A 12,669-nucleotide genomic window follows, 5' to 3' on the forward strand; every position below is an offset into this window, starting at 1 on the left:
GCAGAGCAGCCCCATTTCCCAGAAAGCACAAACCCCGGTGCGTGGCCGGGGTTTGTGCTGTTACTTCAAGCGAACCTTACAGGGCGGCAATGGCGCTGTTCAGGGTCTGGCTTGGGCGCATCACCTTGGCGGTCAGCTCGGCATCCGGGGCGTAGTAGCCACCGATGTCGGCTGGCTTGCCCTGAACGGCGTTGAGCTCGGCGACGATCGTCTCCTCGTTCTCGGTCAGGGTTTTTGCCAGCGGGGCGAAGCGAGCCTGCAGGGCAGCGTCGTCAGTCTGGGCAGCCAGGGCCTGGGCCCAGTACAGGGTCAGGTAGAAGTGGCTGCCGCGGTTGTCGATACCACCGACTTTGCGCGAAGGCGACTTGTTGGTGTCGAGGAACTTGCCGGTAGCCTGGTCCAGGGTGTTGGCCAGAACCTTGGCACGCGGGTTGTCGTAGGTGTTGCCCAGGTGCTCCAGGGAAGCGGCCAGGGCCAGGAATTCACCCAGCGAGTCCCAACGCAGGAAGTTCTCTTCAACCAGCTGCTGCACGTGCTTCGGAGCCGAACCGCCGGCGCCGGTTTCGAACAGGCCACCGCCGTTCATCAGCGGCACGATCGACAGCATCTTGGCGCTGGTGCCCAGTTCCATGATCGGGAACAGGTCGGTCAGGTAGTCGCGCAGCACGTTGCCGGTCACCGAGATGGTGTCCTTGCCTTCGCGGATGCGGGCCAGGGAGAACTTGATGGCGTCGACCGGGGCCAGAACGCGGATGTCCAGGCCGGTGGTGTCGTGATCTTTCAGGTACTTCTGCACTTTTTCGATCATCACGCCGTCGTGGGCGCGGGCCGGGTCCAGCCAGAACACCGCAGGGGTGTTGCTCAGGCGGGCACGGTTGACGGCCAGCTTGACCCAGTCCTGGATCGGCGCGTCTTTGGTCTGGCACATGCGGAAGATGTCGCCAGCTTCGACGTTCTGCTCAAGTACGACGTTACCTTTGCCATCGACCACGCGCACAACGCCGTCGGCCTTGATCTGGAAGGTCTTGTCGTGGGAACCGTACTCTTCGGCCTTTTGTGCCATCAGGCCAACGTTCGGCACGCTGCCCATGGTGGTGGGGTCGAAGGCGCCGTTTTTCTTGCAGTCTTCGATGGTGGCCTGGTAGATGCCAGCGTAGCAACGGTCCGGGATCACGGCCTTGGCGTCTTGCAGTTCGCCAGCGGTGTTCCACATCTTGCCCGAGTCACGGATCATGGCCGGCATCGAAGCGTCGACGATGACGTCGCTCGGTACGTGCAGGTTGGTGATGCCTTTGTCGGAGTTGACCATGGCCAGGGCTGGGCGCTGGGCGTACAGGGCCTGGATGTCGGCTTCGATCTCGGCCTGCTTGTCGGCTGGCAGGTCCTTGATGCGGGCGTACAGGTCGCCGATGCCGTTGTTGGCGTTGAAGCCGACTTCAGCCAGCGCGGCGGCGTGCTTGGCCAGCACGTCGTTGTAGAACTCTTCGACGATGACGCCGAACATGATCGGGTCGGAAACCTTCATCATGGTGGCTTTCAGGTGCACCGACAGCAGTACGCCGGAGGCCTTGGCATCGGCGATCTGCTCGGCGATGAAGGCTTTCAGGGCCTTGCGGCTCATGGTGGCGCAGTCGATCACTTCGGCAGCTTTGACGGCGGTCTTTTCTTTCAGCACGGTGGTGCTGCCGTCTTTGGCAACCAGCTCGATGCGCAGGCTATCGTCAGCTTCGATCAGGGCAGCTTTTTCGCTGCCGTAGAAGTCGCCCTGGGTCATGTGGGCAACGTGCGACTGAGAGTCGGCGGCCCAGGCGCCCATCTTGTGTGGGTGCTTGCGGGCGTAGTTCTTGACCGACAGCGGCGCGCGGCGGTCGGAGTTGCCTTCGCGCAGTACCGGGTTCACGGCCGAACCCTTGATGCGGTCGTAGCGGGCGCGGGACTCTTTTTCTTCCGCGGTGGCCGGCTCGTCGGCGTAGTCAGGGATGTTGAAGCCCTTGCCTTGCAGTTCCTTGATCGCGGCTTTGAGCTGCGGTACCGAGGCGCTGATGTTCGGCAGCTTGATGATGTTGGCTTCAGGGGTGGTAGCCAGCTGGCCCAGTTCCGCCAGGTGATCGCCTACTTGCTTCTCTGCGCCCAGTTGCTCCGGGAAGGCGGCAAGGATACGGCCGGCCAGGGAGATGTCGCGGGTTTCGACGGCGATGTCAGCCGAAGCGGTGAAGGCTTCGACGATCGGCAGCAGCGAGTAAGTGGCGAGGGCGGGGGCTTCGTCGGTGAAGGTATAGATGATCTTGGAACGGGTGGGCATGCGGGTTAACTCTCTGTGTGCTGAGCGTGCTCGAGTCTCGTGGTGCGCAGGGTAGGCGCATCGCCCTGACAACGCCATGAGCGGAAAGTCGAGAGGCTGCGAGCGGTGATGGTGGATGCATCAGTCGAGCGTCAAGTGCTGAACTGCGGTAACAGCCCAGGCTTTACGGCCATTCATGGCCTAGGGCGGTCCGCATTTTCCTGGGATTCGCCCCGATGACCCTTCGGTCGCGGCGGAGTATACCAAACCATTCGGGCTAATCAGCAAGGCCAAGTGATATCGGCCCATTTATAAGACCAAAGACTAAGCGGCAATGTGGCGGGTTGTCGCATGCCTTGCAGGTCGGCAGATGTGGTTTAGGCTCATTGCATCGCATGATGTCCAAACCACACCCGACAGCGGAGTAGTGCAAGCATGGGATACCAGAAAATCAAGGTTCCGACCGACGGCACCAAGATCACCGTCAATGCAGACCATTCGCTTAACGTGCCTGACCACCCGATCATTCCTTACATTGAGGGTGACGGCATCGGCGTCGATGTTTCGCCCGTGATGATCAAGGTGGTCGATGCCGCCGTGCAGAAGGCCTACGGCGGCAAGCGCAAGATTGCCTGGATGGAGGTGTACGCCGGCGAGAAGGCCACCCAGGTGTACGACCAGGACACCTGGCTGCCTCAGGAAACCCTCGACGCCGTGCGTGATTACGTGGTGTCGATCAAGGGTCCGCTGACCACCCCGGTGGGTGGCGGCATCCGCTCGCTCAACGTGGCCCTGCGCCAGCAACTGGACCTGTATGTGTGCCTGCGGCCGGTGCTGTGGTTCCAGGGTGTACCGAGCCCGGTGAAAAAGCCTGGCGACGTCGACATGGTGATCTTCCGTGAGAACTCCGAGGACATCTACGCCGGCATCGAGTGGAAGGCCGGCTCGCCCGAGGCCAACAAGGTGATCAAGTTCCTCAAGGAGGAAATGGGCGTCACCAAGATCCGCTTCGACCAGGACTGCGGCATTGGCGTGAAGCCGGTCTCGAAAGAAGGCACCAAGCGCCTGGTGCGCAAGGCCCTGCAATACGTGGTGGACAATGACCGCGAGTCGCTGACCCTGGTACACAAAGGGAACATCATGAAGTTCACCGAAGGTGCCTTCAAAGACTGGGGTTATGAAGTGGCCCGGGATGAGTTCGGCGCCGAACTGCTCGATGGTGGCCCTTGGATGAAGTTCAAGAACCCCAAGACCGGCCGCGAGGTCATCGTCAAGGACGCCATCGCCGACGCCATGCTGCAGCAGATTCTGCTGCGCCCGGCCGAGTACGACGTGATTGCCACCCTGAACCTCAACGGTGACTACCTGTCCGACGCTCTGGCGGCGGAGGTGGGCGGTATCGGCATCGCACCGGGCGCCAACCTTTCCGACACCGTGGCCATGTTCGAGGCCACTCACGGCACTGCGCCCAAGTACGCGGGGCAAGACAAGGTCAACCCCGGCTCGGTCATTCTCTCGGCGGAGATGATGCTGCGACACATGGGCTGGACCGAGGCGGCCGACCTGATCATCAAGGGCACCAATGGCGCGATTGCGGCCAAGACCGTGACCTACGACTTCGAGCGGCTGATGGACGGGGCAAAGCTGGTGAGCAGCTCAGGCTTTGGTGATGAAATGATCAAGCATATGTAAGGCAAGAGAAAACCGGTCGCCAGGGTAAAAGGGCGACCGGTTTTTTCGTACTACGACACGGGGCGGCGATCAGACGCGTACGGTTTCGCTTGCGGCCTGGCCTTGGGCTTTGGCAGCCGCAGCAGCGTCCATTATCTTCACCGCGTGCAGGCCTTTGGGGCCCTGGATGATTTCGAACTCCACGGCCTGGCCCGCCTTCAGTGTCTTGTATCCGTCCATCTGGATGGCCGAGTAATGAGCGAAAAGGTCATCGGATTTACCTTCCTCGTTGATGAATCCGTAGCCCTTGGCATTGTTGAACCACTTGACTTTACCGCTTGCCATCCCTATGTCCCTCTGCAAAGGACTCCATCACTGGAGTATCATCCACTTCATCCGCATACGAACCTTGCGAAATTCTGGTTGACTGCGCGGATCTTTATCGACCACGGTGGGTTCTTATTGGTTGTAACACCGTTTTTCCGATAGTCAAGGTCGCCCGGCGCCTGCGCCGTTCGTGGCCTGTGCGGTCAACCCACAACCTTAACCTAACGCTCATGATGAAATTCTTTCCATGCATGCACCTAGTGAGATTCGACTAACATTCAATCAGGATCGCCCGCAATCGAATGAGGACGACGGCTCAGGTCTTGCAGTTCAGGAAGCCAAGCCGATCCTGCAGGCGCCACCGATGTACAAGGTGGTTTTGTTCAACGATGACTACACGCCGATGGATTTCGTCGTCGAAGTGCTCGAGACGTTCTTTAATCTGAACCGCGAGCTGGCGACCAAGATCATGCTGACCGTCCATACCGAAGGGCGGGCAGTGTGCGGATTGTTTACCCGTGACATCGCCGAAACAAAGGCTATGCAGGTCAACCAATACGCCAGGGAAAGCCAGCATCCGCTACTCTGTGAAATCGAGAAGGACGGTTAATCGCCGACCACTTGGGTATGAGGTGAAGCTATGTTAAACCGCGAGCTCGAAGTCACCCTCAATCTTGCCTTCAAGGAGGCCCGTTCGAAGCGTCATGAGTTCATGACCGTCGAACATCTGCTGCTGGCACTCCTTGACAATGAGGCTGCCGCGACCGTTCTGCGCGCCTGTGGCGCCAATCTCGACAAGCTCAAGCACGACCTGCAAGAGTTCATCGATTCCACTACGCCGCTGATTCCTGTCAACGACGAAGATCGTGAAACCCAGCCGACCCTGGGCTTCCAGCGGGTGCTGCAGCGTGCCGTGTTCCACGTGCAAAGCTCCGGCAAGCGCGAAGTGACCGGCGCCAACGTGCTGGTGGCGATCTTCAGCGAGCAGGAAAGCCAGGCTGTGTTCCTGCTGAAACAGCAGAGCGTGGCCCGTATCGACGTGGTCAACTACATCGCCCATGGCATCTCCAAGGTGCCGGGGCATGGTTCGCAATCTGAAAGCGACCAAGACATGCAGGACGAGGAGGGTGGCGAAACCTCCTCTTCGAGCAACCCGCTGGACGCCTATGCCAGCAACCTGAACGAGCTGGCCCGTGCTGGCCGTATCGACCCGCTGGTGGGGCGCGAGCAGGAAGTGGAGCGCGTGGCGCAAATCCTGGCGCGCCGGCGCAAGAACAACCCGTTGCTGGTGGGTGAGGCGGGCGTTGGCAAGACTGCCATCGCCGAAGGCCTGGCCAAGCGCATTGTCGATGGCCAGGTGCCCGACCTGCTGGCGCAAAGCGTGGTGTATTCCCTTGACCTGGGCGCGCTGTTGGCTGGTACCAAATACCGCGGCGACTTCGAGAAGCGCTTCAAGGCGCTGCTCGGTGAGCTGCGCAAGCGCCCGCAGGCGATCCTGTTCATCGACGAAATCCACACCATCATCGGTGCCGGTGCGGCATCGGGCGGGGTGATGGATGCCTCCAACCTGCTCAAGCCGCTGCTGTCGTCGGGTGAGATCCGTTGCATCGGCTCGACCACCTTCCAGGAATTCCGCGGCATCTTCGAGAAGGACCGTGCCCTGGCACGTCGCTTCCAGAAGGTGGATGTCAGTGAGCCGTCGGTCGAAGACACCGTGGGCATCCTGCGCGGCCTGAAAGGGCGCTTCGAGAGCCACCACAACATCGAGTACAGCGACGAAGCCCTGCGCGCCGCCGCCGAACTGGCCTCGCGCTACATCAATGACCGGCACATGCCCGACAAAGCCATCGATGTGATCGACGAAGCCGGTGCCTACCAGCGGCTGCAGCCGGAGGCCATGCGCGTCAAACGCATCGATGTGCCTCAAGTCGAGGACATCGTCGCCAAGATCGCGCGGATTCCGCCGAAGCACGTCACCAGCTCCGACAAGGAGCTGCTGCGTAACCTTGAGCGTGACCTGAAGCTGACCGTGTTCGGTCAGGACCAGGCCATCGACTCGCTGTCTACGGCCATCAAGCTGTCCCGTGCTGGCCTGAAGTCGCCAGACAAGCCCGTCGGTTCGTTCCTGTTCGCTGGCCCTACCGGCGTCGGCAAGACCGAAGCGGCGCGGCAGCTGGCCAAGGCGCTGGGCGTGGAGCTGGTGCGGTTCGACATGTCCGAGTACATGGAGCGTCATACCGTGTCGCGCCTGATCGGTGCGCCTCCAGGTTACGTAGGGTTCGACCAGGGGGGCTTGCTGACCGAGGCGATTACCAAGCAACCGCACTGCGTATTGCTGCTCGATGAAATCGAGAAGGCCCACCCGGAAGTCTTCAACCTGCTGCTGCAGGTGATGGACCACGGTACCCTGACCGACAACAACGGGCGCAAGGCCGACTTCCGTAACGTGATCCTGATCATGACCACCAACGCGGGTGCAGAAACGGCAGCGCGGGCCTCGATCGGCTTTACCCATCAGGACCACGCGTCCGATGCCATGGAAGTGATCCGCAAGAGCTTCACGCCAGAGTTCCGCAACCGTCTGGATACCATTATCCAGTTTGGTCGCCTGAGCACCGAGACGATCAAGAGCATCGTCGACAAGTTCCTTATCGAACTGCAGGCGCAGCTGGAAGACAAGCGTGTGCTGCTGGAAGTCAGCGACGCCGCACGCGGCTGGCTGGCGGTGTCGGGCTACGACGTGCAGATGGGTGCGCGGCCGATGGCGCGGCTGATCCAGGACAAGATCAAGCGGCCGCTGGCCGAGGAGATCCTGTTTGGCGAACTGGCCGAGCATGGTGGTGTGGTGCACGTCGACCTGCGCGATGGCGAGCTGGTGTTCGACTTCGAGACCACGGCTGAGGTTGCCTGATCGATGAGGGTCGCTTTGCGGCCATCGCGAGCTGCGCTCGCTCCTACGGGGTTTAGTGTGCCCATGTAGGAGCGAGCGCAGCTCGTGATGGCCGCAAAGCGGTTCTGGCAGGCACAAAAAAGCCCGGCGCATGGCCGGGCTTTTTCATGGCTTGAGCTTAGCGCGCACGGTAGGTGATGCGGCCCTTGCTCAGGTCGTATGGTGTCAGTTCGACGCGGACCTTGTCGCCAGTGAGAATACGGATGTAGTTCTTGCGCATCTTTCCGGAGATGTGCGCGGTTACGACGTGCCCGTTTTCCAACTCCACGCGGAACATGGTGTTGGGCAGGGTGTCGACGACAGTACCTTCCATTTCGAAGCTGTCTTCTTTCGACATGCAGTAGAGCCCTCGGATCCAGTGTTGGCCCGACGCATATCCGCACCGGGCAAAAAAGTGGCGTGGATTATGCCCGAAAACTGTGTGTCAAGCCAATGCTTTCAGTTGAGGGTGACCCAGCGCTGGTTTATCAGCAATTCGATGGGCCGATACTGCGTCTTGTAGTTCATTTTCTTGCAGTTCTTGATCCAGTAACCCAGGTATACCGCTTCCAGGTCCTGGCGCAGGGCTTCGGTGATTTGCCACAGGATGGCAAAGCGGCCCAAGCTGCGTCGCTCTTCGTCCGGTTCGTAGAAGGTGTAGACCGCCGACAGGCCGTTGGGCAGCAGGTCGCACACGGCCACTGCCATCAAGCGGCCTTCCAGGCGGAACTCGTAAAACCAGCAGAACGGCAGGTCGCGCACCAGAAAGGTGGAAAACTGGTCGCGGCTGGGCGGGTACATGTCACCGTCGGCGTGGCGTGTTTCGATATAGCGCCGGTACAGCTCGAAATACTCTTCCTTGAAGGTTGGGCGCGCCGCCGTCACGGTCAGGTCGGCATTGCGCTTGAGGATGCGCCGTTGCTGGCGGTTGGGGATAAAGCGCGCCGCCGGGATGCGTGCCGGCACGCAGGCGTTGCAATTCTGGCAGTGCGGGCGGTACAGATGGTCGCCACTGCGGCGGAAGCCCATTTCCGACAGGTCGGCGTACACGTTAACGTCCATCGGCTGGCTGGGGTCGAGGAACAGCGTGGTGGCCTGTTCCTCGGGCAGGTAGCTGCAGGAGTGGGGCTGAGTGGCATAAAACTTCAACCGCGCCAACTCTGTCATGATCAACCCCCTCGGTGAGACTTTGTTTTAAGTGTAAGCCAGCTACGGGAACTCGCCTAGGCAACCCATGTGGCGCTGTTGGGCTGGTCGAGGTGGCGTGCCAGGTAGCCAGCGAATTCGGCGCGGCTGATGGCGTGGGCGCCCAGGCTGTGCAGGTGGTTGGTGGGCATCTGGCAGTCGATCAGCACGAACCCGGCCTGGCGCAGGTGGTTGACCAAGGTCACGAAGCCGACCTTGGAGGCGTTGTCGGCGCGGCTGAACATCGATTCACCGAAGAACAGCTGGCCCATGGCCAGGCCGTACAGGCCGCCGACCAGCTCACCGTCCTGGCGCACTTCCACCGAGTGGGCAATGCCGCGTCGGTGCAGTTCGCAGTAGGCATTGCGCATGGTATCGGTGATCCAGGTGCCGTCGGCGTAGTCGCGTGGCGCGGCGCAGGCGGCGATCACGGCCGGGAAGTCGGTGTCGAAGCTGACCTGGTAGCGGCCCTGGCGCATCAGCTTGGCCAGCGAGCGCGACACGTGCAGCTGGTCGGGCACCAGCACCGTGCGCGGGTCGGGTGACCACCACAGGATCGGCTGGCTATCCTGGTACCACGGGAAGCAACCGTGACGATAGGCCTGAACCAGGCGCTCGGGGGTAAGGTCGCCGCCGGCGGCCAGCAGGCCGTTGGGGTCGTGCAGGGCCTTTTCCAGGGGCGGGAAGGTCAGCGAGTCGCGGGTCAGCCAGGTAAGCATGGTCTATCGTGCGGTGGGGGAGGGGAGAGGGCAGCATGGCTTGCGCGCATGGCAGGGTCAATGGTTGTGGCTGCTTTGCGGGGGGCGAATTCAGGCAATTTCCTACACATTCATGAAACCGCAGGCACCATCCGCTACATTTGCTGTCACACCTGTGCAAAAACACAGCATAAGCCTTTGTCACAAAAGAAAATGCATGCTCAAATTGCAGGTATATGAAAGTCGCCCCCGGCCAAACCCCCATACGGCGTGCCGCCATGGCGGCTGTCGGGCAGTAATGTTAAAAGTAGTGGTTCATTGGCCGCACCGCCGCCGATCACTATTGGACGCGCAGCACGCGCAGGAATAGACGCGTTTTGAAGAAATCCACCGCAACCCCAGCTCCCTTGCCCGTGCCCCTGTGGCGGCAGCAGCTGCATTATCGCCTCAAGGAAGGTGCGTTGATCGCTGTCGGCGCCCTGTGCCTGTACCTGTGGATGGCCCTGCTGACCTACGACACTTCGGACCCGGGTTTCAGCCACACCGCCACCGTCGACCAGGTGCAGAACGCCGCCGGGCGTGCCGGCGCCTACTTCGCCGATATCCTGTTCATGGTGCTGGGTTACTTCGCCTATATCTTCCCGCTGCTGCTGGCGGTGAAGACCTGGCAGATCTTCCGCGAACGCCACCAGCCGTGGGACTGGAGCGGCTGGCTGTTTTCCTGGCGGTTGATCGGCCTGGTCTTCCTGGTGTTGTCCGGGGCGGCGCTGGCGCATATCCACTTCCACCCGCCGGCGAGCTTGCCGTTCTCTGCAGGTGGCGCATTGGGCGAAAGCCTTGGTGACCTGGCGCGCAACCTGCTGAACGTGCAGGGCAGCACGCTGATGTTCATTGCCCTGTTCCTGTTCGGCCTGACGGTCTTCACCGACTTGTCGTGGTTCAAGGTGATGGACCTGACCGGCAAGATCACCCTCGACCTGTTCGAGCTGGTGCAGGGCGCCGCCAACCGTTGGTGGGAAGCCCGCAACGAGCGCAAGCGCCTGGAGGCGCAACTGCGCGAGGATGAGCCGGTGGTCAAGGCCGCGCCGATGGCCGCCGAGAAGCGTGAACCGGCCAAGCCGGCGTTGCGTGAGCGTATTTTCAAGCGTGAAGAAGCGCCGGCCCCGGTCGTTGAACCCCGTGAGCCGACGCTTGGCCGTGAGCCTGTCGTGCCACCACGTGAGGCCGTCCGTGAGCCCGTAGTGCCGCGTGAAACCGTGGTCCCTCGCGAGCAGCACGCCGCCCCGACGATCGTGCCACCCGCCGCCGCCAAGGCTCCGGAGCCGAGCAAGCGGGTGATGAAGGAAAAGCAGGCACCGCTGTTCATCGACAGCGCGGTGGAAGGCACCTTGCCGTCGATTTCCATCCTCGACCCTGCCGAGCAGAAGAAAATCGAGTATTCGCCAGAGTCCCTGGCCGGTGTCGGCCAACTGCTGGAAATCAAGCTCAAGGAATTCGGTGTAGAAGTGGCGGTGGACTCGATTCACCCCGGCCCGGTGATTACCCGTTACGAAATCCAGCCGGCCGCTGGCGTGAAGGTCAGCCGCATCGCCAACCTGGCCAAGGACCTGGCGCGCTCGCTGGCCGTGACCAGCGTGCGCGTGGTCGAGGTGATCCCCGGCAAGACCACCGTGGGTATCGAGATTCCCAACGAAAACCGGCAGATGGTGCGCTTCTCCGAGGTGCTGGCCACGCCGCAGTACGACGAACAGAAGTCCCCGGTCACGCTGGCCCTGGGCCATGACATCGGCGGCAAGCCGGTGATTACCGACCTGGCCAAGATGCCCCACCTGCTGGTGGCCGGTACTACCGGCTCCGGTAAGTCGGTGGGTGTGAACGCGATGATCCTGTCGATCCTGTTCAAGTCCAGCCCGGAAGACGCGCGGCTGATCATGATCGACCCGAAAATGCTCGAACTGTCGATCTACGAAGGCATCCCGCACCTGCTGTGCCCGGTGGTCACCGACATGAAAGACGCCGCCAACGCCCTGCGCTGGAGCGTGGCCGAGATGGAGCGGCGCTACAAGCTGATGGCGGCCATGGGCGTGCGTAACCTGGCCGGTTTCAACCGCAAGATCAAGGACGCCCAGGAAGCTGGCGAAATCATCCACGACCCGCTGTACCGTCGCGAGAGCATGGACGACGAGCCGCCAGCGCTGAAAACCTTGCCGACCATCGTGGTGGTGGTGGACGAGTTCGCCGACATGATGATGATCGTCGGCAAGAAGGTCGAAGAGCTGATCGCCCGTATCGCCCAGAAGGCGCGGGCAGCCGGTATCCATCTGATTCTCGCCACCCAGCGCCCGTCGGTGGACGTGATTACCGGCCTGATCAAGGCCAACATTCCGACCCGCATGGCGTTCCAGGTGTCGAGCAAGATCGACTCACGCACCATCATCGACCAGGGTGGTGCAGAGCAGCTGTTGGGTCATGGTGACATGCTGTACATGCCACCGGGCACCAGCCTGCCAATCCGCGTGCACGGTGCGTTCGTTTCCGACGACGAAGTGCACCGTACGGTCGAAGCGTGGAAGCTGCGAGGCGCGCCGGATTACAACGATGACATCCTCAACGGTGTCGAAGAAGCCGGCAGTGGCTTCGACGGCGGCGGCGGTGGTGGCGGTGATGGTGAAGATTCGGAGAGCGACGCCCTGTATGATGAGGCCGTGCAGTTCGTGCTGGAAAGCCGCCGCGCGTCCATTTCGGCCGTGCAGCGCAAGCTGAAAATCGGTTACAACCGCGCCGCCCGTATGATCGAAGCCATGGAAATGGCCGGCGTGGTCACCCCCATGAACAGCAACGGCTCGCGGGAAGTGATTGCCCCGGGCGGCCCGCGCGACTGAAGAACACCTTGCCGGGCGCCAACGGTGGCGCCCGGCCTTTTCAATGCTCAATGAGGATTCCCATGCGCGCGATTCGCATGCTGTTGGTTTCTGCCCTGACCCTGGGCTCGGTTACTGCTTATGCCGGTGAGCAAGACGTACAACGCCTGACCCAGTTGCTGGAAAAGTCGCAGACTATCGAGGCCAACTTCTCCCAGCTGACCCTGGGCGCCGATGGCACCAGCCTGCAGGAAACCTCGGGCAAGATGGCGGTCAAGCGCCCGGGCCTGTTCTACTGGCATACTGATGCGCCGCAGGAGCAGGTGGTGGTTTCGGACGGCAAGAACGTCACCCTGTGGGACCCGGACCTGGAACAGGCCACCATCAAGAAGCTCGATGTGCGACTGAACCAGACCCCTGCACTGCTGCTGTCCGGTGATGTGTCGAAGATCAGCCAGAGTTTCGACATTGCTTCCAAGGAGCAGGGCGAGGTGATGGACTTCACCCTCAAACCGAAGACCAAGGACACCCTGTTCGACTCGCTGCGCGTGTCGTTCCGCAAAGGCCTGATCAATGACATGCAGCTGATCGACAGTGTCGGCCAGCGCACCAACATCCTGTTCAATGGCGTCAAGGCCAACCAGGCGGTGCCGGACAGCCAGTTCAAGTTCGACATCCCCAAAGGCGCGGACGTGATCAAGGAGTAACCAGAGCCCG

At 61.5% G+C, this 12,669-nt stretch carries 10 protein-coding genes; 5 read left to right on the forward strand and 5 right to left on the reverse strand.

Features of this window, described 5'->3' with window-relative positions; genetic code table 11:
• Nucleotides 1-76: 76 nt before the first annotated feature.
• Nucleotides 77-2,302, reverse strand: coding sequence for an NADP-dependent isocitrate dehydrogenase (locus ACF8MI_RS20510; RefSeq protein ID WP_060497755.1), 2,226 nt, complete (start codon nucleotides 2,300-2,302; stop codon nucleotides 77-79).
• A gap of 414 nt (nucleotides 2,303-2,716) precedes the next feature.
• Here ACF8MI_RS20510 and icd point away from each other — a divergent pair, with 414 nt between their 5' ends.
• Nucleotides 2,717-3,973, forward strand: a complete 1,257-nt coding sequence (gene icd / locus ACF8MI_RS20515) for an NADP-dependent isocitrate dehydrogenase (protein WP_016711502.1) — start codon at nucleotides 2,717-2,719, stop codon at nucleotides 3,971-3,973.
• A gap of 69 nt (nucleotides 3,974-4,042) precedes the next feature.
• On the opposite strand, the gene cspD is transcribed toward icd, so the two are convergent.
• A complete protein-coding gene (gene cspD, locus ACF8MI_RS20520) occupies nucleotides 4,043-4,297 on the reverse strand; it encodes a cold shock domain-containing protein CspD (RefSeq protein ID WP_060497754.1) in 255 nt (84 codons plus the stop codon).
• Nucleotides 4,298-4,526: 229 nt separating this feature from the next.
• On the opposite strand from cspD, the gene clpS reads away from it, so the two are divergent.
• Nucleotides 4,527-4,889 carry an ATP-dependent Clp protease adapter ClpS gene (gene clpS, locus ACF8MI_RS20525; protein WP_013973290.1) on the forward strand — a complete coding sequence of 121 codons (363 nt, stop codon included), beginning with the start codon at nucleotides 4,527-4,529 and terminating at the stop codon, nucleotides 4,887-4,889.
• 30 nt (nucleotides 4,890-4,919) lie between these two features.
• A complete protein-coding gene (clpA, locus tag ACF8MI_RS20530) occupies nucleotides 4,920-7,190 on the forward strand; it encodes an ATP-dependent Clp protease ATP-binding subunit ClpA (RefSeq protein ID WP_104834320.1) in 2,271 nt (756 codons plus the stop codon).
• Nucleotides 7,191-7,347: 157 nt separating this feature from the next.
• Here clpA and infA read toward each other — a convergent pair whose 3' ends face one another.
• The 3 genes from infA to aat all read right to left on the reverse strand — a co-directional run bounded on the left by infA (nucleotide 7,348) and on the right by aat (nucleotide 9,112).
• On the reverse strand, nucleotides 7,348-7,566 hold the full coding sequence (gene infA / locus ACF8MI_RS20535; RefSeq protein ID WP_002553999.1) for a translation initiation factor IF-1: 219 nt from the start codon (nucleotides 7,564-7,566) through the stop codon (nucleotides 7,348-7,350).
• 101 nt (nucleotides 7,567-7,667) lie between these two features.
• Nucleotides 7,668-8,375 (reverse strand): arginyltransferase, encoded by a 708-nt coding sequence (locus ACF8MI_RS20540; RefSeq protein WP_016711499.1) that lies wholly within the window; start codon nucleotides 8,373-8,375, stop codon nucleotides 7,668-7,670.
• Nucleotides 8,376-8,431: 56 nt separating this feature from the next.
• Entirely contained in the window at nucleotides 8,432-9,112 is a 681-nt protein-coding gene (gene aat, locus ACF8MI_RS20545; protein WP_156867698.1) for a leucyl/phenylalanyl-tRNA--protein transferase, read from the reverse strand.
• Between the two features lie 296 nt (nucleotides 9,113-9,408).
• Here aat and ACF8MI_RS20550 point away from each other — a divergent pair, with 296 nt between their 5' ends.
• Together ACF8MI_RS20550 and lolA are read left to right on the forward strand one after the other, a co-directional pair.
• Nucleotides 9,409-11,973 (forward strand): DNA translocase FtsK, encoded by a 2,565-nt coding sequence (locus ACF8MI_RS20550; protein ID WP_392517771.1) that lies wholly within the window; start codon nucleotides 9,409-9,411, stop codon nucleotides 11,971-11,973.
• Nucleotides 11,974-12,035: 62 nt separating this feature from the next.
• Entirely contained in the window at nucleotides 12,036-12,659 is a 624-nt protein-coding gene (gene lolA / locus ACF8MI_RS20555) for an outer membrane lipoprotein chaperone LolA (protein ID WP_019096729.1), read from the forward strand.
• The last annotated feature ends 10 nt before the right edge of the window (nucleotides 12,660-12,669 follow it).

Source organism: Pseudomonas sp. yb_9, assembly GCF_043103635.1.
Taxonomy (GTDB): Bacteria; Pseudomonadota; Gammaproteobacteria; order Pseudomonadales; family Pseudomonadaceae; genus Aquipseudomonas; species Aquipseudomonas monteilii.